The 24,253-nt window shown below is 46.0% G+C and carries 18 protein-coding genes; 10 read left to right on the forward strand and 8 right to left on the reverse strand.

Going from position 1 to position 24,253, the window contains the following annotated elements; translation table 11 throughout:
* Positions 1-5 precede the first annotated feature (5 nt).
* Positions 6-1,355 (reverse strand): SLC13 family permease, encoded by a 1,350-nt coding sequence (locus NIES208_RS10745; RefSeq protein WP_075892582.1) that lies wholly within the window; start codon positions 1,353-1,355, stop codon positions 6-8.
* The gene (locus NIES208_RS10750; RefSeq protein WP_075892584.1) at positions 1,352-5,764 is read right to left on the reverse strand and encodes a TIR domain-containing protein; all 4,413 of its coding nucleotides are present in this window, start codon (positions 5,762-5,764) and stop codon (positions 1,352-1,354) included. Before NIES208_RS10750 ends, NIES208_RS10745 begins: the two co-directional genes overlap by 4 nt.
* A 427-nt stretch (positions 5,765-6,191) precedes the next feature.
* Here NIES208_RS10750 and carB point away from each other — a divergent pair, with 427 nt between their 5' ends.
* Positions 6,192-9,440: a carbamoyl-phosphate synthase large subunit gene (gene carB, locus NIES208_RS10755; protein ID WP_075892586.1), complete on the forward strand. Its 3,249-nt coding sequence runs from the start codon at positions 6,192-6,194 to the stop codon at positions 9,438-9,440.
* Between the two features lie 607 nt (positions 9,441-10,047).
* Here carB and NIES208_RS10760 read toward each other — a convergent pair.
* From NIES208_RS10760 to NIES208_RS10780, 5 genes are all read right to left on the reverse strand, one after another.
* The gene (locus NIES208_RS10760) at positions 10,048-10,452 is read right to left on the reverse strand and encodes a fasciclin domain-containing protein (protein WP_075892588.1); all 405 of its coding nucleotides are present in this window, start codon (positions 10,450-10,452) and stop codon (positions 10,048-10,050) included.
* 33 nt (positions 10,453-10,485) lie between these two features.
* A complete protein-coding gene (locus tag NIES208_RS10765) occupies positions 10,486-11,769 on the reverse strand; it encodes a CO2 hydration protein (RefSeq protein ID WP_075892590.1) in 1,284 nt (427 codons plus the stop codon).
* A gap of 50 nt (positions 11,770-11,819) precedes the next feature.
* A complete protein-coding gene (locus tag NIES208_RS10770; protein ID WP_075892592.1) occupies positions 11,820-13,343 on the reverse strand; it encodes an NADH-quinone oxidoreductase subunit M in 1,524 nt (507 codons plus the stop codon).
* Between the two features lie 30 nt (positions 13,344-13,373).
* Positions 13,374-15,224 carry an NAD(P)H-quinone oxidoreductase subunit F gene (locus tag NIES208_RS10775; protein WP_075892594.1) on the reverse strand — a complete coding sequence of 617 codons (1,851 nt, stop codon included), beginning with the start codon at positions 15,222-15,224 and terminating at the stop codon, positions 13,374-13,376.
* Positions 15,225-15,669: 445 nt separating this feature from the next.
* Positions 15,670-16,119, reverse strand: a complete 450-nt coding sequence (locus tag NIES208_RS10780; protein WP_075892596.1) for an MOSC domain-containing protein — start codon at positions 16,117-16,119, stop codon at positions 15,670-15,672.
* 228 nt (positions 16,120-16,347) lie between these two features.
* Between NIES208_RS10780 and NIES208_RS10785 the strand changes: the two genes are divergently transcribed.
* The 8 genes from NIES208_RS10785 to NIES208_RS10820 all read left to right on the forward strand — a co-directional run bounded on the left by NIES208_RS10785 (position 16,348) and on the right by NIES208_RS10820 (position 21,994).
* Positions 16,348-16,998, forward strand: coding sequence for a hypothetical protein (locus NIES208_RS10785; RefSeq protein ID WP_075892598.1), 651 nt, complete (start codon positions 16,348-16,350; stop codon positions 16,996-16,998).
* A gap of 97 nt (positions 16,999-17,095) precedes the next feature.
* Positions 17,096-17,842, forward strand: coding sequence for a hypothetical protein (locus NIES208_RS18980; RefSeq protein WP_075892600.1), 747 nt, complete (start codon positions 17,096-17,098; stop codon positions 17,840-17,842).
* A gap of 393 nt (positions 17,843-18,235) precedes the next feature.
* Positions 18,236-18,547 carry a co-chaperone GroES gene (gene groES / locus NIES208_RS10795; protein ID WP_075892602.1) on the forward strand — a complete coding sequence of 104 codons (312 nt, stop codon included), beginning with the start codon at positions 18,236-18,238 and terminating at the stop codon, positions 18,545-18,547.
* A gap of 86 nt (positions 18,548-18,633) precedes the next feature.
* Positions 18,634-20,259: a chaperonin GroEL gene (groL, locus tag NIES208_RS10800; RefSeq protein ID WP_075892604.1), complete on the forward strand. Its 1,626-nt coding sequence runs from the start codon at positions 18,634-18,636 to the stop codon at positions 20,257-20,259.
* 119 nt (positions 20,260-20,378) lie between these two features.
* Positions 20,379-20,684 carry a BrnT family toxin gene (locus tag NIES208_RS10805; protein ID WP_075892606.1) on the forward strand — a complete coding sequence of 102 codons (306 nt, stop codon included), beginning with the start codon at positions 20,379-20,381 and terminating at the stop codon, positions 20,682-20,684.
* On the forward strand, positions 20,638-20,892 hold the full coding sequence (locus tag NIES208_RS10810; protein WP_075892608.1) for a BrnA antitoxin family protein: 255 nt from the start codon (positions 20,638-20,640) through the stop codon (positions 20,890-20,892). The genes NIES208_RS10805 and NIES208_RS10810 overlap by 47 nt, the downstream gene beginning before the upstream one ends.
* Positions 20,893-20,915: 23 nt before the next feature.
* Entirely contained in the window at positions 20,916-21,746 is an 831-nt protein-coding gene (locus tag NIES208_RS10815; RefSeq protein ID WP_075892610.1) for a DUF6429 family protein, read from the forward strand.
* A 17-nt stretch (positions 21,747-21,763) separates the two neighbouring features.
* Positions 21,764-21,994 carry a DUF433 domain-containing protein gene (locus NIES208_RS10820; protein WP_225875296.1) on the forward strand — a complete coding sequence of 77 codons (231 nt, stop codon included), beginning with the start codon at positions 21,764-21,766 and terminating at the stop codon, positions 21,992-21,994.
* Between the two features lie 65 nt (positions 21,995-22,059).
* Here NIES208_RS10820 and NIES208_RS10825 read toward each other — a convergent pair whose 3' ends face one another.
* Positions 22,060-23,088, reverse strand: a complete 1,029-nt coding sequence (locus tag NIES208_RS10825; protein WP_075892612.1) for an ABC transporter permease — start codon at positions 23,086-23,088, stop codon at positions 22,060-22,062.
* A gap of 170 nt (positions 23,089-23,258) precedes the next feature.
* On the opposite strand from NIES208_RS10825, the gene cdf31 reads away from it, so the two are divergent.
* Entirely contained in the window at positions 23,259-24,227 is a 969-nt protein-coding gene (gene cdf31, locus NIES208_RS10830) for a CDF family zinc efflux transporter Cdf31 (protein WP_075892614.1), read from the forward strand.
* The last annotated feature ends 26 nt before the right edge of the window (positions 24,228-24,253 follow it).

Raw genomic sequence — 24,253 nt, forward strand, 5'->3', positions numbered from 1 at the left:
CTGGGTTAGTAATGGAACCATCGTTTCAACGACATTGCTTTTACTACTTCAGCATACTCATTCCCGGAGAGCCAGATGGCGATACTCACAAAGGCCATCCATTCAGAGTTATTCATTGGCCCTAAAATGTCGATCTGAGATTGCAGATTTTCCCGTGAAAGGGTTGTGGGTTCTTCGTTCCGAAATAGTAGTGACGAAATAATTAAATACCCGGCGATCGCCACCGCCCCCGCCGCCAAAGCCGCCAAAGTCCAATAGGGCAAACTAAACCTCTCGCGCACCTGAGAGGGTAAAAGACCGACCAAAACGAAATTAATCGGCTTACTACTGAGAAAGAGAAATGACATAAAAGTCGCGCCACTAAAGGCGGCAAATCCTAGCCGCGTCGACCCTTTTCCCGTTGTTTTGAGTTGGAGTGCGTCAACCATATCGATCATCAGGGGCGTGACCAACTGGGTGCGACCATTAGCCGAGGGGAGCACTGGCGTTAAAAATAGCCCAATTAAAAAAAGCGTCAAACTATAGGAAAACTGCGATTGCGGAACCGCCTTAAGGATAATCAATACAATGCGATAGGTTAATCCCGAATCAGACAGCACCGCCCCCAGCGCGAAAATACTTAACGCCAAGAAAAAGCTACTCGACGAAAATCCCGAAAGCACAATATTTGACGGCGCAACATCTAAGACTAGCAGCGAAAAAATAATAATCACCGCGGGAATAAATGCCGCCACCAGATCAAAAGTCCACAGCACCAGAGCCGCCGAAAAAATCGTTAAAAACTGTTGGATGCTTTCTGAAATCTCAAAGCTTGGCCGCGCCGTAATCAACGCCACTACAATCGGTAGGGCGATCGCCAGGATCCAGCCGATCAATACTTGAGCTTGGGCTCCTTCCGCAAGCAGTTCAGCATCTTTATCTATTGTTGGTTCACGACCCAAGAAATTTTTCTTATAAACATAATGGGTCACAAGCGACTGATAAAGACCTTTTTCGAGGAAAGGATTAGCCGGTTTTATTTTATTAATAGCGCTTGTATCAATGGATAAAGCCGTAGCATTAGTGGCCGCCACACAAGTCAAAGAATACTGATCAATATCTAATGCCGCTTCTTCCCCGACAAATCCTTGGGAGACATCATCAATACGACGCTTACCAGACAAAAGTTGGAATGTACCATTGACCGGGATAAATAATTTGTCAGCTTTATCCTCTGCACGAAATAGGACATCTTGAGCTTTGAGATGATGTTCTTCGATAAAGGGAATAAGCCTTGATAAATCTTGTACCGAACATTTACAAAGAATCGGCGCGTGGCGTAGGTACTGAATGGTATCAATATTTGTCAGGGTCATAATGTAGATGTTCCAGCCTTGGGCGCATGGTGTGAGATATCGGGATTGGAGATATTCGGTTTGGCTCGATCGCGACAAAGATCTTGATTGCCATAGGCCCTTGCCGCCTCATCGTCACTATGCTGCAAATAATCCTTAGTCCAATGGCAGCCATAATCAATGAGAGCACTAAGATTTAAGGCGATCTCTAGATCCCACAAAATAATTGATTGATCTGCGCTAGCAGAAATCAGCATCGTACCGTCGGCGTTAAACTCAGCAGCATAAACTTCGGCCCGATGTCCCTTGAGGACTGTACTTTCAAGATTGAGCTGATTAACCTGTTCTGTATTTTTTTGACTTTTAATATTAGATCCCCAATACTCGATAGGCCTATCGGCGCGGGAAGCTATACGTCGAATTTCTTTGATAGTAGGTAAATTTTCCCAAATGACTAGGGTACTGTCGCGGCTGGCGGAAACTAATTTTTTATTGTCTGCACTCAGGTTCAATCCTTCAATTTCGCTTTCATGGCCCCGTAAGGTATAGAGATGATGCCCTGCTCGATCCCAAAATTTAACGGTGCTGTCTCGGCTCGCTGAAACGATCATCTCTTTGTCGTTGGTGATGGCGATCGCCTCGATATCATCACCATGGCCGTAGCAATTTTCGTCGAGAATTTGGCAACCACCGATTTTTTTGCCGATACGATAGGTGCGGCGACCACTCCCGCGTTTTTCTAAAGTTTGAATGGTACTGCCAATGGCTAAGGCAATCAGTTCACCATCAGCACTGAAATAAATATCGTAAACTCGCCCTTCATTCAGCTCGATCGTTTGAATCTCATTTCCCCTTAGATCCCAGAGCTTCATCGTTTGGTCAGCACTGAGTGAGGCAATCATTGTGCCATCGGGGCTAAATTCGACACCATAAACTTCCTTGGTATGGCCTTCAAAGGTATAGAGCAATTCACCTTGGATGGTCCAAAGTTTAACCGTCCCATCCCAACTGGCTGAGGCTAATAGTCTGCCATCGGGACTAAAAACCACCTTTTCAATTTCAGCGGTGTGCCCCGTTAAGGTATGTAATAGTCTCCCTTGGCGGTTCCAAAGTCGTACTGTGCGGTCACGCCCTGCCGAAGCAATCATTTGGTCATCGGGACTAAATGTCACGGCATAAACGCGACTCGTATGACCATAAAAAGGTGTCACAATTTCATTGTTTAAACGCCATAGTTTAATACTCCGATCGCGGCTAGCTGAGGCGAGGGCTGCTTTGTTGGGTTTAAACGCAATGTCATAAATGCGACTGGTGTGACCGGGTAAAGTACGGATGGATGTACCTTCTGTATTCCAAAGACGAACGGTTTTATCGCGACTCACGGAGGCGATCAGGTGAGTGCCCTTAAGGTGGGTGTCAATGGCTACAGCTTCGACTTCGTCCGTATGTCCGATTAATGTGTGGGCAAGAGTGCCATCTTCAAGGTTCCAAATTTTAACGGTTTTATCGTCGCTGACGGTGACAAACATTTTGCCGTCGGGTGTAATGGCCACGCCTTTAACTTCATCTTGATGGCCATCGCAAACGTCCGTTTGACGACAACCGGTGATAGTTTGCCGGAGGGTAAAGTTGTTTTGTCCGAAGTCTCGCTTCCAAATTTTAATGCTGCGATCATCACTAACGGAAATGAGTGACCGACCGTTGGGACTGAAGGCAATTTCATTGACTGCCCGTTGATGTTGGCTGTCTGGTGCGGCCTCGCCCACGGTTGTGATGTATTCACCGTCGGTTTCCCACAATTTAATGGAACGGTCTTCACTAGCTGAGGCTAAATACTCGCCGTTGGGACTAAAGGCAATGGTATTAACTTCTCCGCCGTGACCATTGCAAAAGTCGGTTTCTAAAACACAGCCATAAATTGTTCTGCGGAATTGATATTCACCGTTTTGGTCTAATTCCCACAGTTTAATGGAACGATCGGCGCTGGCTGAGGCGATTAGTTGGTCGTTGGGACTAAATTGGACGGCATAAACGTTGCCGTTGTGGCCTTTGTTAATGGGCCCTACTTCCCCAAGGATTTGTAAAAGTTCTCCCTGGGCTGACCAGAGCATGATGCGCTTATCGGCACTGCCGGAAACGAGGCGATCGCCGTCCCGATTGTAGTCGACAGCAAATACCGCAGCTTCATGTTTACTCAGTCGATTTGATTCTTGTAGCTGGTAGACCGATTGACTTAGGACATCTGCGACATTTTCATGGAGGAAGCGATCGCCCCGGTTGAGATTAATATTTTGCGACTTGCGCCAAGCATGCATCGCCTCAACAAAAGAGTCCAGTTCATTATGCGAAGAAAACAAAGCAGCAGAAGTGTTGATGATGGCCCCTAATTCACTAACTGCGGCCTCATAGGATTTGCGCGATGCCACTATGCCTAAAATCGTTGAGATGACAAAACCCACACTCACTGCGGCAAATAAAGCTTTTTGGCGACGAATATTTTTTTGACTTTCGACAACACTACTTTGAATAAACTCCCGCTGGAGTTTGGTCGGCTCTGGACGTTTCTGGGTTTTATCTGATTCCTTGAGCCAATATTGGGCGATCGCCAACTCACTCCCCCGCAAGAGAAGATCGCGGGTTTTCTTTTTCCTTTCCCACTCCATCGCACGGCGAAACCATTTCGTATGACTTTCGACATGGCCTTTATCAGTATCCAGCAAACGTACCAGTTGACTTAAGCCCGCATAAAAATCAGAACCATTACGACTAAAATCAATCAGCTGATCATCAGCACAAATTCTTTGGATAAAATCCTGGGGCGTTGTCCGACAAAGCGCACCTAATAGTCGTTTTCCTGACCCCTGCGCCCTTTGAAATTGACCGAGACAATCACTAGACACCACCGAATCTGGCGAAATAATGAAAATGAAATTAGCCGCATCCCATAATCCCCGGTTAATATCCTTGCTCATCTCCGATTCGCGATCCGCGTGGAACTCAGCAAAAAAAGTCACCTTGCCCTGTTTCTCTAAGGTTTCATTGAGCTTAGTCGCAAAATCAATATCCTCCGGTGCATAGGAGAGAAATACATCAATCGGCGTTTCTTGGGTTGCCTGCTCTATACTCGCAGCGAGAAACTCCCCTTGCAGCTGTGTGAATTGCTGATGTTTACGTTGTGCCGAAATTTTTTGTAAATCTTCGTAGTCCTGCAACAGACAACCCCGCAGCAGCAAACTGGTAAGTTGCCGTTGTTCTTGCCAATTTAGGGCTTTGGCGAGGAGATATTTATGGCGCTCATGGTAGTAGTAATCTTGGTCTAAAAATTTTAGTAAGCTATCGATGCTTGCCTGACGTTTTTCTGGGTCATCGGCGGCAATAAAGTCGATCGCCTGAATATCTTCGCGATGGTGGGGATAAAGGTCGCCTTCTAGCGGCTCTAAAACAATAAAAATAATCCGCTTATGGTGCGCCGTCGCATAGTCTAATTGTTGCTGACAGTATTCATTTTTTAAGGATTCCGTGGTGACAAAATAGATAAAATTATCGCTCAAGTCAACTTTTTGGCGGCGGCGGGCATTAAAGTCCTTTTGGGTTTGATTATTCACGCGGTTGTCCGCAATGGTAATGCCAGAGAGGAGTAGCGATCGCCGAATCGACTGCACCAGCTCATCATGGCGATCGCCCATCCCCTGGACATAAGCAAGACAAGTTTGGGTCTGATAGGACTGAGCCTGACGAATACTTTCACAAATAAATTCCCCATGTAGTTCCGTCGGAATACAGGGAGGCTGCTCCTCTAGAAAACGATATTTGAGCCAGCTTGCCGCTTGCCGCCTCTTTTCTTCCGTCAGTAAATATTGGCTACGACGCTGATTTCGAGACCATTCCAGCGCTAAATCTAAATATTCCGTATGGCGTTGGACATAGTCCTGATGCTTATTGATAGAGCTAATGAGTCCCTCTAAAGACACCTCAAAATCATCCAGCTCCTCACGGAAATAAACCCAGTTAATTTTGCCGATCACCGGGTGAATATTTTGAAAACTGGTGTGGCGACCTTCAGCTTGGTAGTTTGCCCAGTCTTCATCCGTACCACTCGGATTACGCTCTTGCCATAAATCCCGGTCAATTTGCTCCACATGAAGCAACGGAATAATACGCTTATTCAGGGCGATCGCCAACTCGATTTCCTTAAGACAATAGGGAGAATTAACCGAGTGAGGCGCAATAATAAATAAAAAATTGTGAGTATTTTCGATGCCGTGATTGATTTGCTCCTGAAAATCAACAGCTAAGGGAATATCCTCTTGGTCAAACCAAATACGGAAACCAGCTTCCTTTAAACGACTATAGAGCTTTAAAGCAAAACCTTTACTATCGGCTCGTCCGTAGGAAATGAACGCATCAAAGAAAGGACTTGAAGGTTTCATTGCCTAGATAGGTGCTCCTCAAAAAAGAAATATGTAGAAAAGCCAAGGGAAAGCGTCCATATCAAAGCAAGCACGAGTTCCTAAAGAACCAAGACCATACCCAAACTTTATTGCTCGCCCATTCATAACCGCAATTGTAGTAGATCTATTTGTCTCATTCTACTTAAGTACTAGCATTTATTATCTTATAAAATCCCCCAATGCCCACTGGATTTTTTTTGAGACACAACAGATCTATAAACTTTGACCAACGGCGATCGCCCACAAAACTTAAAACACCTTAAGCGCCCCCCACGAACCCCAACAATCACGATTGTCAGCTAAATCTAACTTTTGATCGTAATGCAACCCTCACAATCGAGAAGAATCGACAGCTGACCCGATAGAATAATCAAGACAATTTTTAGTACGGAAGTCTAGAAGCCCTATGCCCCGCCGCGAAGATATCAAGAAAATCTTAATCCTTGGTTCTGGTCCAATTGTCATTGGACAAGCCTGCGAATTTGATTATTCTGGAACCCAGTCCTGTAAGGCTTTGCGGGAGGAAGGGTATGAAGTCGTATTGGTGAACTCCAATCCCGCGACAATTATGACAGATCCCGAAACAGCAGATCGCACCTACGTCGAACCCATTACCCCAGAGATTGTCGAGAAAGTTATTGCCAAAGAGCGCCCCGATGCCCTACTCCCTACAATGGGCGGCCAAACGGCGTTAAATACAGCTGTGTCCCTCGCCAAAAATGGTGCTTTAGATAAATATAACGTCGAGCTGATTGGTGCCAAATTAGAAGCCATTGAAATGGCCGAAGACCGCGATCTCTTTAAACAAGCAATGGCGAGAATTGACGTACCCGTTTGCCCTTCTGGCATTGCCAGCAATATGGACGAATGTAAGCAAGTGGCAGCAGAGATTGGCAGCTATCCATTAATTATTCGCCCAGCATTCACCATGGGCGGTAGCGGCGGCGGTATTGCCTACAACCAAGAAGAATACGAAAAAATCTGTAAGTCTGGTCTCGAAGCATCGCCCGTTTCACAGATTCTCGTTGAAAAATCCCTCCTCGGCTGGAAAGAATATGAGCTGGAGGTAATGCGGGACCTCGCCGACAATGTGGTGATTATTTGCTCCATCGAAAATATTGATCCGATGGGGATTCACACGGGTGATTCGATTACCGTTGCCCCAGCCCAAACTTTGACAGACAAGGAATATCAACGTCTGCGGGACTACTCCCTTAAAATTATTCGTGAAATTGGTGTTGAAACGGGCGGCTCCAATATTCAGTTCTCCGTTAATCCCCTTAACGGTGATGTGATTGTTATTGAGATGAATCCCCGTGTATCACGCTCTTCTGCGTTGGCATCTAAGGCAACAGGTTTCCCGATCGCCAAATTTGCGGCAAAGTTAGCGGTAGGCTATACCCTCGACGAAATTCCTAACGATATCACCAAGCAAACTCCGGCATCTTTTGAGCCGACCATTGATTACGTTGTCACGAAGATTCCCCGCTTTGCCTTTGAGAAATTCCCCGGTTCTGAGCCGACTCTCACCACACAAATGAAGTCTGTGGGTGAAGCGATGGCGATCGGCCGTACCTTCCAAGAGTCTTTCCAAAAAGCATTGCGTTCCCTAGAAACAGGTCGTTATGGTTTTGGCTGCGATCGCCAAGAAACCCTGCCTAACCTCAGCCAAATTTCTACGAATCTACGAACACCCAACCCAGAGCGCATCTTTACGGTGTATCAAGCGATGAAGCTGGGAATGACCGTCGAAGAGATTCATGATTTAACGGCGATCGATATTTGGTTCCTCGACAAAATGGCGGAATTGCTCGTTACTGAGCGCTTTATGAAGCAAACCGCACTGACCGATATTTCCGCAGAAGATATGCGCGTCATTAAGCAACAGGGCTTCAGCGATCGCCAAATTGCCTTTGCCACAAAGACCAAAGAAGATGCTGTGCGCGCCTACCGTAAATCTATTGGCGTGACCCCCGTATATAAACTAGTCGACACCTGTGCTGCGGAGTTTGAAGCCTTTACCCCCTACTACTACTCCACCTACGACGGCACCGAGTCTGAGGTAACCCCCTCCGATAAGCCTAAAGCGATGATTCTTGGCGGTGGCCCCAATCGCATTGGCCAAGGTATCGAGTTTGATTATTGCTGCTGTCATGCGGCCTTCTCCCTTAGTGACGCAGGCTACGAAACAATCATGGTAAATTCCAACCCTGAAACAGTGTCTACTGACTACGACACCAGCGATCGCCTTTACTTTGAGCCATTAACAAAAGAAGATGTGCTGAATATTATTGAGGCAGAAAATCCCGAAGGAGTCATCGTCCAGTTCGGCGGCCAAACCCCCCTAAAACTAGCCGTTCCCCTCGACACATACCTCAATGCCGACGATTGCCCTGTCACCACAAAAATTTGGGGGACACAGCCCGATGCAATTGATACCGCTGAAGACCGCGAACGCTTCGAGAAAATTCTCCACGAACTTGACATTCTCCAGCCTGCCAATGGCATTGCCCGCGACTATGCCGAAGCCCAGGCGATCGCCAACCGCATTGAATATCCCGTTGTTGTCCGCCCATCCTACGTTCTCGGTGGCCGCGCCATGGAAATCGTCTACTCCGACACAGAGCTAGACCACTACATGAAATACGCCGTACAAGTAGAACCAGATCACCCAATCCTCGTAGATAAATTCCTCGAAAACGCCATTGAAGTAGACGTTGATGCCCTCTGCGACAAAACCGGAAAAGTCGTTATCGGCGGCATTATGGAGCACATCGAAGAAGCCGGCATTCACTCCGGTGACTCCGCCTGTTCCATCCCCCACACTTCCCTCCCCGACGAAGTAATGAACACTATCCGCGAATGGACAACCAAATTAGCACAACGCCTAAAAGTTGTCGGTTTAATGAATATTCAATACGCCGTCAAAGACACCCAAGTTTACATCCTCGAAGCAAATCCCCGCGCCTCCCGCACAGTCCCCTATGTCTCCAAAGCAACAGGACGTCCCCTCGCTAGAATTGCCTCCCTCATCATGTCCGGTAAAACCCTTGACGAACTCAGCATTGACGGCGAAGTTACCCTAAACCATGTTGCCGTGAAAGAAGCCGTTCTACCCTTCAACAAATTTGAAGGTACAGACACCTTACTTGGCCCCGAAATGCGTTCCACAGGCGAGGTGATGGGTATAGATGTTGACTTCGGAAAAGCCTTTGCCAAAGCAGAAATTGGTGCCGGCGTAGAACTAGCAACAGAAGGCACAGTCTTCGTTTCGATGAATGACCGCAATAAAGAAGCCGCCGTCTCTGTCGTCAAAGAGCTCATGTCCCTTGGTTTCCGCATCGTTGCCACCTCGGGGACCCGTAAAGCATTAATGGACAACGGCATCGAAGATGTTGAACTAGTCCTAAAGCTCCATGAAGGCCGTCCCAATGTCGTGGACTGGATGAAAAATGGCTGGATTCAGTTCATTATCAACACCCCTTCCGGCGAAGAATCCCAAACCGATGGTCGCGCCATCCGTCGTACAGCACTGGACTATAAATTGCCGATTATCACCACCTTGGCTGGTGCGCGGGCAACAGTTGCAGCCATCCGTGCCCTACAGGCTGAGCCTCTAGATGTGAAGCCCTTGCAGGAATATCTCAATATCTAAAAATGTTTAAACTGTTTATAGCCGTAGCCGGCAAGCTTAGTCAGTATTAAATATCTTACATCCCACACCATAAGGCTTTAGAGCCTAGCAAATATCATAACTTTGATGGCCTGACCATCATCATTAATTAACGTGAGTTTTGCTTAAGCATGCTCGGAAGTACGACGCGGTAAATGGGAGAGCGAGAGATCGGGAGATGTTTCCATGCAAACAATCCTACTAGCTTTCAAAAAATGCAAATTTTCGTTGCTTCTCCGTGTCTNCTCCCTCTCCGTGTCTCCTTTTCTCTAAAAAATTTTGGCTACATTCTTATCCATAACGGACGTTAATTAGCAATTAAAAGCCGTCTCTTTCGACCTTGAAAAAGACGGTATTTTTTTGACAAGCTTTCAGAGCTAACTCTGTAAAGGTTTAATACATTACCCCCCCGACATAGTCAAAGCTAGCAAGATTAATACAAAAACCTTAGGGTTCGAAAGTCGAGGATTTTTCAACAGGTAAGGTTTCGTTTACGTCCCTAGAATTTTACACATCCCCTACTTTGTCGTCCTAAATTTATTGATAACTCAGTATATTGCCGGACAATTGATTAATTGTGATTAATTGATTAGCCCATAAGAATCACACGATCTAAAACGTGAATAATGCCATTATCCGCTTCAATGTCTGCGGCTAAAACCGTTGCATTTTTAACCTCAAAAGTGCCGTCACCCCCAGAAATAGTAATGGGTGAGCCTTCTACCGAAACCACCTCTTTTAACTTAATCAGATCATCGCGGGTGAGCTTGCCCGGGACAACATGATAAGTAAGAATGCGCGCCAGCTGCGGTGGATTTTGCACTAAGGTTTGAACTGTTCCGGGAGGTAATTGGGCAAAGGCATCATCATTGGGAGCGAAAACCGTAAACTCACCTTCGCCAGCCAGTACATCCACTAAATCAGCAGCTTGGACAGCAGCCACTAGGGTGGAAAAACCTTCGGTATTCACCGCGATATCAACAATGCTTGGCATGATTAAAAAAAGTAAAAAAAGAGTTGAAATTGATTAACGATAATTAGGGGACTGAATACTTCGTAGACGGGCTTCCGGACGGAGAAAACGATCCATTTGCGCTTCAAAAAACTCGCGGTTTTTCTTCAAATGTTCGGGATTAGGGTCGTCTAACGGATAAAGTAATGCTGTTCGTAGGGCTTGAATAACAGCGGAGGTAACGTTATACATGGAGCGCTGGAAGGTAATACCGAGTTGGATCAGTTCATCGTCTTCGCCTCGGCAATTTTTCTTGTAGTAGTCCTTAAGATATTGCGGCAGGAAGTGATACATATCATCCATGAGTAATGTTGGGGGAATGCCTGCGGTACCCACGGGAAAGACGTCAGCGTATAAAATGCCGTAGTGAAAATCTTTCTGATCGCGGGGGATTTCTCCGGCTTGGGCGTTATAGGATTTTGTGCCTCGGAAGGGGGATGTCCGGTAAAAAACAGCTTCTACGTAGGGCAGGGCTGCTTCATAGAGCCATGTAAAGGCTTTGGATTTAGGAATGATTTCGAAGCATTCGCCATCAATATACACGTGATGGTAAATGGGACGACCGGCGATCGCAAAGATACCATTGACCAAAAAGTTCATCGCGTCAGGGACACCCTTAAAGCCTCCTTCGTCATAAATATCCGACATCTCGAAGAAGACTGGAGCCATGACTTCCCAGAATAAACCGAGGTTTGAATAGTAGGACAGTTCCCGTACCTGTTCGAGGAACATTTCGGGAAAAAGTTTATACAGTCCCAACATTAAAGGGTTCTTTTTGAAGTAGGCTTTGATGGCTCGATCTGCATTGGCCGCATATTCGTCAGAATCGAGATATGCATCAAATTTGCCGAGACCCATATCTCGCCCATGCCAAAGCATTGCACGCATACAGGCTTCTGCGAATTCCATATTTACCCGGTCGTGGGCAAGGTGGTGAAAGAGTTTTGAGGCTTTAAAGGTTTCGCCATTTTTCATGAACTCTAACAGTTCGGGGTGGGCTGAGCCAGTGCCGCGCCAAATTCGGAGGTCGGCATTGTCTCCAGCGTAGTGGTTTTGGAGATCTAGGTATTCTTGGGAAATAAAGTATTTAAAGAAGGGTAATGGCTCTAGGAAAACCTGCTCAGCGATGTAAAGTAAATCTCGCCAATAGAAATCCATCGGTACGGCATAGGCTTTGTAAATCCCAATAATCTGCATGAGATTTTCGGGGGTGTCGGGCAACATGGAGCCGCCTGCTTCTAGGCGATGGATAATGTCTGCATGGGGGTGTTTGGACGGGGCAATTTTACTAGTAATCATTGGTTGCTCTGAGAATTAAAAGAACGCCGCAAATTTTGAGGGGGTAAAGTTTAAAGCGAGTTATCCACTAGACTCTCTCTTGATAAATCTGGTGCAGTTAGGGCGATCGCCGCCGTTTCTAGATTGATATCAACATTGGCCACCAGCTGACTGGTTGTTGGTTCGATCCAACGGGTGAGCCATGCCGGTTGTAGGCCGAAGAAAAGAATGATGGCCGTGAGGGCTAGGGCGGGAATCTTTTCCGTAGCGATTACTTTGGAGTAATAGGCGGTCTGGTTGTCGAGGCGACCGAAGCAGGTGCGATTTAGCAAAATCACAAAATAAACGGCTGTCAAACCGGAGGCCACAATGCATAGTAGCGTCGGAATGGGGAAGCGGCTAAAGCTGCCTTGGAACACCATAAACTCGGCGATAAAGCCCACAAGACCCGGAATTCCGGCACTCGCCATGCCCGCCAAAATCAAGAGGCTACTGGTTAGTGGTAGGCCTCGCACTGGATTCATCAGGCCATTTAAGACATCGAGATCTCTCGTGCCGACTTTGCGTTCAATGATGCCCACAAGGTGAAACAGCAAGGCCAAAATCAAACCATGGCTAATCATCTGGGCGACTGCACCGAGAATGCTGAGTTCTGTACCCGCAGCAGTGGCGACGAGAATATAGCCCATGTGACCAATGGAGCTGTAGGCGACCATGCGTTTTAAATCCCGTTGGGCGATCGCCGCGAGGGAGCCATACATCACACTGACTGTACCGATAACCGCGAGGGCAGGCGCAACAGTCGGCCAAACATCAGGAAATAACTGAAAACCAAAGCGCACCAAACCGTAGGTTCCTAATTTTGCAAAAATGCCGCCGAGTAGCACCGTAACCGCGGGATTCGCCTCAACATAGGCATCCGGAAGCCAAGTGTGTAACGGAACAAGGGGGATTTTGATGCCAAATCCAACGAGCAAAATGGTCAATAAAATGAGTTTTAATTTGCTGTCAAGATTCGACAAGGTCAGATTTTCAAAGTCGAAGGTCGAAGATTGACTGAGCCACACTATGCCGAGGAACGCAAGCAGTACCAAGAGACCAGAGATGGCCGTGTAGATCAAAAATTTCGTTGATGCATAACCTTTTTTTTCTCCTCCCCAAATGGCGATCATCAGATAGAAAGGAATAAGCTCGATTTCGTAGAAAAGGAAAAAGAGTAATAAATTATTAGCGATTAACGCCCCCGTAATGCCACTATTAATCAGCAAAATCAGTGAGTAATAGAGTTTGGGACGGTGGTTTTCCTCACCAATGCTGTAGATCGCAACTAGGGTCAGGAGGCCATTTAGCACAATGAGGGGCAATGATAAACCATCAACGCCGAGGTTGTAGTTCATACCCAGCACGCTAAGCCAGGCGTGAAACTCGGTGTACTGCATTACCGTACTTTGAAGGTCAAGATTTAAAAGTAGGTAACTACTAATGGCCAAGGCCGAAACGGTAAATACTGTTGCGACAATACGGCTTAAAGGTCGAGGAAATAAGGCGATCGCCCCAATCCCTAATAATGGCAAAAACAAAAGTAAACTCAGCATGGCTTCTCAGATCAAACAATAAAAAGGATGTTAAAAACTTAGCTGGGAAAAGTAGGGATAAAAGATTGCCAAGATAAAGAGCAAAACTCCCGCGACAATTGAAATCGCGTAGTACTGACTTTGGCCAGAGTTGTTGTACTTTAGGCTTTGCCCACTAAAGAGCGTTGCAATCCCAAGAAGATTAATCACGCCATCGACAAAGTAGCGATCTAACCAGTCAACAATTTTTGAGATAAATGTCACGGCAAAAATCACCGTATTTCTGTACAGTTCCGCAGTGTAAAGATCCTTGGCAAAGAACTCACGAACTGGCTCAGGGAAAAGATTTATCGGCTTGGCAATGCTGGGGGAGAGATATAAATAACTCGCCGTACCACCACCGACAAGGGTAGACAGAACTAAAGCGGCAACGAGGGAAATATTGAGTTGTTGCCAGCCGGGTAATAGCCCTAAGGTTGCCAAAATTAGAGGGGTATGGAGCGCAAAGCCTGCTAACACAACTGTGGGTAAAACTAATGCCCATAATCCTTCCGGCGATCGCACCATCATCGGTTTACGCTTACCGCCGAAGACGAGGCTAAATTCCCGCATCACACTAAAGGCCGTCAAGGCATTGACGATAATAACCACAACCGCAAGGGTCGGACGGGTTGCCCAAAAATTGCTAGTGAGTCTTGCCAAACTCCAAAAACCACCGAAGGGCGGTAGGGCCACAAGGGACGCTGCACCAATCAGATAACAAATGCCAGTAATGGGGCGACGGGACCAAAGGCCACCATATTGACTCAGATCCTGGGTGATATTGGTCAAAATTACGCTGCCGATCGCCATAATCAAGAGCGCCATGGCCACACCGTAGGTCAGCATCAACACCAGAGTCGTTTCATCCTGCTGCGCACCTACCGCCATAAAGACGATACCCATATAAGCACTCACGGAATAGGACAAGGAACGCTTGAGATCAACTTGGGCGATCGCCACCAACGATGCCCCAATCGCAGTGGTCGCACCGATAACAATCATAAATGTCGACGCAAAATCCGACAGGGCAAAGATTGGCTGCAATTTAATCAACACCCATGCACCAGTGCCCACCACCAAACTGTTACGTACAATGGTCGCCGGCATAGGGCCTTCCATCGCCTCATCCAGCCATAAATGCAAGGGAAATTGGGCACATTTACCAAGGGGGCCAGCAATGAGGCCGAAACAGAGTAACGTCGCTAAAGTTGGATTAATCTCAGCGGTACTCGCCCACACAGCCAATTCATCAAAATTCCAAGTTCCCGCCAAAGGCAACAGCGCCACCACACTCATTAGCAAAAATAGGTCGCCCACACGTTTGGTCAGAAAAGCATCCCTTGCTCCGGTCACCACAAGTGATTGGTTAAACCAATAGCCGATGAGAAGATAAGTGCCTAGGGTTAAGACTTCTAGAACGACATAGCTGAAAAAGAGGGAATTACAAAGCACTAACGCGCACATCCCAGCTTCAAAAAGACCCATCGTTGCATAGAATCTTGCCCAGCCCCAATCCATCTCTAAATAGGCGATCGCATAGAACTGCGCTAATAAATTAATCCCTGTAATCAGGATCAACGCACCAATCGTTACGCTAGAAATTTTTAGATCAAGGGTCAGATCCAAACCAGCGGCCTGAAGCCACGTAAAAGAAACCTTTTGGACTGGTTGCTGCCATGTTTCGAGAAACGCCACACAGCTATGCACTAAAGCCGTAATAGTGCACAGAATATTGAGATAACCCGCTGGGCGGGGTCCCATTTTTCGATTAATGCCGGGCATCCACAATGCCGATAAACCCATCCCAATTAGGGTGTAGCAGGGGACAAGCCAGACTGTCTGACTAAGAGATGTATTCATGTGAGGATGGCGTCAAGTTTGTGTGCTGATATTGATATGTGCTTGAAATAGACTGTACTGTGTCAATGGACAATTGAGAAAACAGTTTTTTGCAGGAAAAGAGTGTCTGTACGCACCTGAGTTTATCTGCCCAACTCTCCGAAGAGAATATAGAAAAGACTCAATAGCTTTGGCTAATTTAAAGAATCACTAGCATCCCAGCCAAATGGTGGTTAGACCGGTTAGCCTTCGGTCATCGCAGATCTCTCCAAATACTTGGAGAACAGGAGTCGTTACACTGCTCTTTTGTTTTTATTAAGTTAGATTGAGTTTAACAATGTCATAGACGATAGTCAATGAATGAAAATATTGACATAGCTTTAATTCTATATAAGCAATACTAAACATTCCTGTGCTGTTAGAAAAGGAAAGCGATCGCCCATCAGCACACCCAGAATTTTTAGGCTTAGGATGCCCCAGTCCAATAAATTTTTGCCCCAATCCAAACCTGACCACTGGTCACAACCCGCCCGAACGCACCGCCGCCCCAATTATCATAGAGAGCAGCCTTTAGTCCCGGTAAAACTTCATCCATGCGCTCACAGGGTTTTGTTTCATTCAGCATTTTGAGTTGACCATCGCCTAACTGCAAAATTTTGCCGCGACTTTGGGTGAGATCTAAGCCCCGCACGAGAATATTGGCACGCCGCACTGAGGGGTCAAGATCAGCTTCTAATGCCATCATCACTCGCTCCCACACCGCTGCATCAAGGAGGGTAACCTGTCGCCAGCCCCGTTGATCAGCATTATTTTGTAACCCTTTACCTTGCACCAGCTCCGCCCGTTCAACGCTATCCATGGGTGCTCCTTTGCCCCGTTTAATCCAAATTTTTTCGACTGTGCCCACTGCGACCATCGCTCACTCGCTCTATGCTGCGCCGTCGATATTTTACTTATAAAAATCCCTCGAAACCTAGGGCGATCGCCCCACAACCCACAGCGAAATCTACCCATATGAGCCGATATGATTTTTATGACATTAGTATTCGGATCTCGTCGTATCCTCTGTCTATAAGTTGATCAATAAATTGATCAGTATTTCATTTTCTTTGATCAGGGAAGCACAAGTTTAGTCACGCAGCTAATGCCAATCAATAGCTTTGAATTTTTAATCCTTATCCTCTACAGCTGGGTTTTATGGTATGTCTACCAAAGTATTGTCGAAGAGCTAGATCAGTTAACAGCCATCAAAATGAACCAAGGTCAGTTACAAGAGCAGCTAGAAAGCCTTGGTTTAGCCAAACAGCTCACCATCCAGTGTGGCTTTTCCCGCACCCCCCTCGCGGAAGAAATGCGGACATTTACGCTCATTGTGGCGAATCGCTTGCCGGAAGGAAGCTATCTTTATGTGGACTGGCAGCGCAGCACTTTTCGCACCTTTAGTGGTGAGGTGAAACGTTTATTTCGTATCCCCCGTGGCCAAAACCTTGATTTATTTGAAGGACAGTCTCTGAGCATTGTCGCGCCGGGAGAAACCCTCGTTGAAATTGTTACCCTCGAAAATTGTTTGATGTTTGATAAAGAATCCGGCTACTCAATTGTCAGTCCAATTTTTAGGATTCCGGAGTTAAAAAAGGCTCGCGATCGCGGTATGCAGTTTGGGGTAAATGTCTTTTTCCATGAGCCTGCCCGCCCGGAGGAAAATAAACCCGATCGCTTCTATGCCATCACTTGCCCTTTTAATATTGTCAAACTTCCGTGGCAAAGTGCTGTTTACTGGCGGCCAAAACGTTAGGGCGATCGCCGCAACATCACAACCAACTAGGTGAATTCTTGGCAACTTTACACTAGGATAAAACCACACTTAGCTGGCCTGACCCCGCCCTAAGCTTGTGAATGGCTTTGAAATTTTGCTCCTGTTTGTCTATATCATCATGCTCTGGTATGTCTATCAGAGCATTGTTGAGGAGATTAATAATCTGACCGAAATTGTCCTTAATAAAGACTTTCTCAAGGTACAGCTAGGCAAATTTGGACTGGAAGAAAAACTCTCTTTAAAATTTGACTTTGGTAAGTCGCCCCTAACCGATACGCTAAACGACTTTAAAATTACCCTCGAAAACCAAACCTTCAAGCAATATTTTGCCGTCCACTGGAATCAAAGTACCTTAATGGATTTTGACGGCAAATCCCAACGCCTCATCCGCTTACCACCCGCCCTCAATATTGATCTGTTTCAGGCTCAAGCCAGTAGTGTCATCTCACCGCGGGAAATCCTAGAAGACAAGTTAACCGTTGAAAGTAGCCTGAAGCTCAAAGGCCAAGACACTCCCATTTACGAAATTGCGGCACCCATCTTTCCGTCTGATTTATTAAAAGAGGCGCGCGATGAAAATTTTGATTTTGAGCTGACCTTGATGCTCCAATGCTCTGAGTACGATTCTGAAAAGTGGTATCCGGTGGTCTATCCCATTACCTGTAGCTTTGACATTGTTAAAAAGCCGTGGCAAAAGGCGCTGTACTGGCGACAAAAAACCGATAAAAAGAAAGCTGACAAGAGCAAAAAAGAGAAAATAAAAAAATCTCGCAAAGCACGCAAACAGGCAAAAGACGACTATCGTAGCCAGCAGAGCAAATGACCTGTTGACTTAAAAAGAATTTAAAGTGACGACGCGGCGAAGGGGAGCACAGGGGACGGGGAGATTTTTCATTTAAAAGTATTGCCAATGTCCAAAAATGTATGCTCAAACTTTTTCTCCGTGTCTCCCTTTCTCCGTGTCTCCCTTTCTCCGTGTCTCCCTTTCTCCGTGTCTCCATTCCCCCTCTCTCCGTTTCTCCTTTTCTACCAAGGCCGCTCAATCCCTGACCCAAACCGACTTCAGCTAGCCCTAAATCTTTAGTTCGGGAACCCGTACATTTCGGGGTGTTGTATATGTTGAAACATCTCGGCTAAATTAGCACTCAGAGATTGAGAGTGCTAAACTTTCATTCGCAACTATTTTAGTCATTTTAGAAATCTGGAGATTTTATCCATGGCAGCAATTAGCATCAATGTTTCTACCCTCAAGCCCCTCGGCGATCGCGTCTTCGTCAAGGTTAGTGAGTCTGAAGAAAAAACTGCTGGTGGCATCCTGCTTCCCGATAGTGCAAAGGAAAAGCCTCAAATCGGTGAAGTTGTTGCCGTCGGTGAAGGCAAGCGCAACGATGATGGTAGTCGCTCCGCTGTTGATGTAAAAGTTGGCGACAAGGTTCTCTACTCTAAGTATGCTGGTACTGATATCAAATTCAGTGGCGATGATTATGTTCTCCTCTCCGAAAAGGACATCCTTGCAACTGTTGCTTAACATTTTCTGTGATTGTTAGGTAATCCCAGTGATTTAGATTTTTTTATTTTTTCTTGTAAATCTCTACAGATAGGAATTCATTCCCTATGGCTAAGTCTATTATTTATAACGAAGACGCACGTCGCGCTTTAGAGAAGGGCATTGACCTCCTCGCTGAAGCTGTTGCCGTCACTATCGGTCCGAAAGGTCGTAATGTTGTCCTCGAAAAGAAATTTGGTGCACCTCAAATCGTTAATGATGGTGTCACGATCGCCAAGGAAATCGAGCTAGAGGATCACATCGAAAACACGGGTGTTTCTCTGATTCGCCAAGCGGCTTCTAAAACGAATGATGTGGCTGGTGACGGTACAACAACTGCGACTGTCCTTGCCCATGCAATGGTTAAAGAAGGTCTCCGTAACGTGGCGGCTGGTGCCAACCCCATCGCCATTAAGCGTGGTATCGACAAGGCTTCTGATTTCCTCGTTGGTCGCATTAAGGAACTCGCTAGCCCCGTTGAGAACTCCGAGGCGATCGCCCAAGTGGGTTCTATCTCCGCTGGTAACGATAAGGAAGTCGGCGAGATGATTGCCAGAGCGATGGATAAGGTCGGCAAAGAAGGCGTTATCTCCCTTGAAGAAGGCAAGTCCATGGAGACTGAGCTAGAAATCACGGAAGGGATGCGTTTCGATAAGGGCTACACTTCCCCTTACTTCGTCACCGACACTGATCGCATGGAAGCGGTTCTGGAAGAGCCTTACATCTTGATCACTGACAAGAAAATCACCCTCGTTCAGGACCTCGTTCCTGTGCTTGAGCAGGTTGCTCGTCAGGGTAAACCCCTGATGATCATCGCTGAGGACATCGAAAAAGAAGCTCTCGCAACCCTCGTGGTGAACCGTCTTCGTGGTGTACTCAATGTTGCTGCGGTTAAGGCTCCCGGTTTCGGCGATCGCCGTAAGCAGATGCTCGAAGATATTGCAGTTCTCACTGGTGGTCAAATGATTACCGAAGACGCAGGTCTCAAGCTTGAGAGCACCACTATCGATATGCTCGGCACAGCTCGTCGCGTCAATATCACCAAAGACAACACCACAATCGTTGCTGACGGAAACGAAGCCGCAGTTAAAACTCGTTGTGACCAGATTCGCCGTCAAATCGATGAGTCCGAGTCTTCCTACGATGTCGAGAAGCTCCAAGAGCGTTTGGCTAAGCTCTCCGGTGGTGTGGCAGTAATCAAAGTTGGTGCTGCAACTGAAACTGAAATGAAAGATCGTAAACTCCGCCTCGAAGATGCTATCAACGCAACTAAGGCTGCTGTCGAAGAAGGTATCGTTCCTGGTGGCGGTACAACCCTTGCTCACCTCGCTCCTGAACTGGAAGCTTGGGCAAACGATAACCTCTCTGCTGAACAGCTCACCGGTGCGCTAATCGTTGCTCGTGCTTTGACTGCTCCTCTCAAGCGTATTGCTGAGAATGCTGGTCAGAACGGCGCGGTAATCGCTGAGCGCGTTAAGGAAAAGGACTTCAACACTGGCTTCAACGCTGCAACTAACGAATTTGTTGACATGCTTGCTGCTGGTATCGTTGACCCCGCGAAAGTAACTCGTTCTGCGACTCAGAATGCTGCTTCTATCGCTGGCATGGTGCTCACAACTGAGTGCATCGTTGTTGACAAGCCTGAAAAGGATGCTGCTGGTGCGGCTCCCGGTGCAGGTGACTTCGACTACTAAGTCTCAAAAAAAATCAAAAACTAAACTAGGTTAAGTTTTTATCCCTCTGATTAATTTCAGGGGGATTTTTATTTAAAGATGTCGCTACACTAAATGTAAATCTGGCTTCTATACACTGAATGGAATTTGAATGGGACGAAGATAAAAATATTCGCAACGTCAGAAAACATGGCATTAGCTTTGAGGAAGCCTCTGAGGTTTTCAAAGGAAGAATATTCACCACAATAGATGAGCGTTACGACTATGGAGAAATTCGAGAAATAAGTATTGGCACAATTCAAAATGTTGTCATCGTGACTGTTGCTCACACCGAAAGAAACTGCAAAATTCGTTTAATCTCTGCTCGAAAAGCAACCCCAAAAGAACGTAGGAGCTACTATGACTATCTCGCCCGACAGACTAAAGGCTTTACAGGAAATTCCTGACGAAGACATTGATACCTCTGATATTCCTGAGTTAGATCAGTCTTTTTGGGAGAATGCAAAACTTGTAGAACCACCTACAGAACAAGCTATTTCAATTTCTCTAGATCAAGATATTTTGGATTGGTTTAAAGCTCAAGGCAAAAGCTATCAGGCTCATATCAACCAAGTACTGCGTTCTTATATTCTTTCCCAAAGTAATAAGAAATAGAGCAAGATCAAGACTTTTAAAAAATGAATAAGAAGTACGATTTCAAGAAATTCACTGGATATAATGCGACTAAATATAAAGCAATCGAATTGTGTGGAAAAGAATTTATCGATGGACTTATAGCACAGAAAATTTTTGCTAAAGATGACCAATTCTGGATTCTAGTTTGTGAAAAACTTGAGATTCCAGATATGAAGGAAAAAGAAGAGAGAGAGCGTAAACTTGCAGAAGAAAGAAGAGAGCAAGAAAAGAAAAGATTACTTAACCAGAAGACTATACACTGCATTCGTGAACGAAAAGGCTGGGAAATTAGTATTTTTGAAATGCCTGAATCAGATATTTTCTCTGATAAATATTGTGCTGTTGCTCTGAAAGATGGCGACTTTATTAACCATACTAGTAATCCCTATTATTGGGGAGAATCATGGAATGTCTCATATGATAGGCTGTGTAGCTTAATTGATGTCAAAGAAAGAAGTAAGGCATCACAGATCGAAAGAGACACACAAACCAAGCTAATGCAGCAATTGTATTTGATAATTTTATATATTTCAGGATGGGACATTCACCACACTTTTAATGATGAAGAGCCAAATAAACAAAACTTTTACAGCATTCAATCTTGGATAAGTATGGATTTTGGAACCCTTGATCTTTTAGAAGAAAAAGGACTGGTTGATCAACCACAAACGAAAGGAAAACACTATAGAAAACGAACTTATGTAGAAGTGACAAAAGAAGGTATTCGAAAAGCTCGACAACTATTACGAGAGTTGGATTTCGATGGAATGCAAGAGCTTCTTCAGAAAACGGCTTATCATGAAGAGTATATTGAAGATACTAGTGATTTTTAAAGCCTGTTTTTTTTGACTTGAAAATAGTTGTAAATCGCTTAAATTATATAATTTCAAACCCTGAAGTTTTGTCAGGTAAACCGTTAGTAAGAGGAACCAGGCTATCTGTTGAATTTTTATCGGGTCTTTCTAAGCAAGATTGGTCAGAAGCTGAAATTTTAGAGAATTATCCGTCTTTAACAACCGAATCAATCCGTGCAGTATTGAAGGCATTGCAACTCAGACAACGACCTTTCCCGAAGAAATAATAGAGGCGATCGCCCTCAAAGTGTCAAACCAAGAATATAGTTCGCGGGGTTTTGAGTAGAACAATTTAATAGCGAATGCGAGGATCAATTAACGCATTAACAATATCAATCACCAAACTCATAACGACAACGATCGCCCCAAAAAAGACCATAATGCCTTGCACTGTCGGGTAGTCCCTCAGGGAAATCGCTTCGTACAAACGATTGCCTAAACCCGGCCAAGAAAAAGTCACTTCCGTGAGTACCGCGCCGCCCAGCAAAGCCGCAAAGGTTAAGCCTAGAACCGTAATGACTGGAATAAGTGCATTTTTTAGAGCGTGGTTCCATAAAATTTTGTGTTCTGGAATGCCTCTCGCCCTCGCCGCTTCTACATAATCTGATTTTAGGGTTTGCCGCAAATTTACCCGCACAATTCTTTCAAAGATGCCGCTGAGTAATAATCCGAGCGTTACACAAGGTAAAAACAAATAATAGAGTGCTGTTCGCAGTTGCAAAAAATTACCCGTGAGAATGCTGTCGAGGGTGTATAGTCCCGAAATGCTGGGGGGCGGGTCGATATTCAGAGGAAATCTTGTGCCCAATGGGAACCAACCGAGTTTGACAGAGAAAATGAGCTGTACCACCATGCCCATCCAAAATAAAGGCAAGGCGTAGGTGATAATGCCGAACAGCCGACCGCCAATATCAAAGATTGTCCCTTGCCGCGAGGCGGAGAGCATGCCGACTCCCACGCCAATGGTGACAGCGACCAACATCCCAAAAAAAGTCAGCTCAACGGTGGCAGGAAAATGTTGCTGAATCACCTGCCATACATCTAAGCCTCGACTGGTCAGAGAGGTGCCGAGATCAAATTTCAACAGCTGACCAAGATAGGTCAGGTACTGTAACCACAGGGGTAAGTCTAAACCTAGTTGTTCTCTTAGGGCAGCTTTGGCCGCTTCTGGGGCGCGATTTCCTAGGATTGCATCGGCAGGGTCACCGGGAGTCGCCCGTAGCAGTAAAAACACAACGCTCACAATGGTAAACAACATTAGAGGTGCCAACATGAGGCGGGTCAAAATGTAGTATTGGAGGGCTTTGCTGCGGGATGACATGGATTTTATTTATGGATTTTTGCTGCGGGGCGATCGCCTTCCAGATTATAGAGAACGGTGGGGCGATCGCCTGTTATTTTTCCCGAAGAGCAAACCTTTTATCGGGTGATCCCATAACCAACTACGAAAACAGACTCGATACACTGGAATCAGTCCCTGTCGGTATATCTATGTCAGACCATCACCATGCTCACAATCACTTACCGCAGGATACTCGTCAAACAGTGCGGCGCGTCCTCTGGCTTACCCTCGGCCTGAATCTCTTCGTCATGGGTTTGAAATGGATCATTGGGGCTTTGACGGGCTCTCTCAGTTTGCAAGCTGACGCGCTCCATAGCTTTACCGATAGTGCAAATAATGTCCTTGGTCTATTTGCCAATCGTTTTTCGTCCCCAGAGCCTGATCGTGATCATCCCTACGGTCACCAAAAGTTTGAGGCGATCGGTGCTCTCGGTATTGCAATGTTTTTGGGGATTGCCTGTTTTGAAATTTTGCAAGGGGCGATCGCCAAACTATTTATCGGTCAATCAGAAACAAATATCAGCCTCAACGAATTAAGCTGGCTCGTTCTCGTCCTCGGCATCAATATTTTTGTGGCCTTCTATGAGCGTAATATTGGCCGGAAAATTAACAGTCCGATTCTCCTAGCCGATGCGAAACATACCATGGGCGATATCTGGGTCACATTGCTCGTGATGTTCGGTTTATTAGGCGTTTGGCAGGCGAAAGTTTGGGGGCTCCCCCAATTCCAATGGCTCGATATTATCCTCGCCTTTCCCGTTGCAGCCTTAGTTTTCTACAGCGCTTGGGAAGTGCTTACTGATAATTTGCCTTGGCTAGTCGATGAAACGGCGATCGCCCCCGAAGCCATTCACCAACACGTAATGGCAATACCCGGCGTGATCAATTGCCACGACATCGCCTCACGGGGATTACTAGGACGACAAGTCTTTATTGAAATGCACCTCATCACAACAGCAGAAGATGTCACCACCGCCCACGCCATCACCGAAGCAGTCGAAGCCAAACTAAAAAACATCTACGCACCAGCCAGAATAATGGTGCATGTCGAGCCTAGGCCCTACATATCCGACCATATTGCCCTCGATGGGTATATTGACAAATCCTCGTACAACTAAAAGTCTTGCAGCTCAAAACATTAACC

This window comes from [Limnothrix rosea] IAM M-220 (assembly GCF_001904615.1).
Lineage (GTDB): Bacteria > Cyanobacteriota > Cyanobacteriia > Cyanobacteriales > MRBY01 > MRBY01.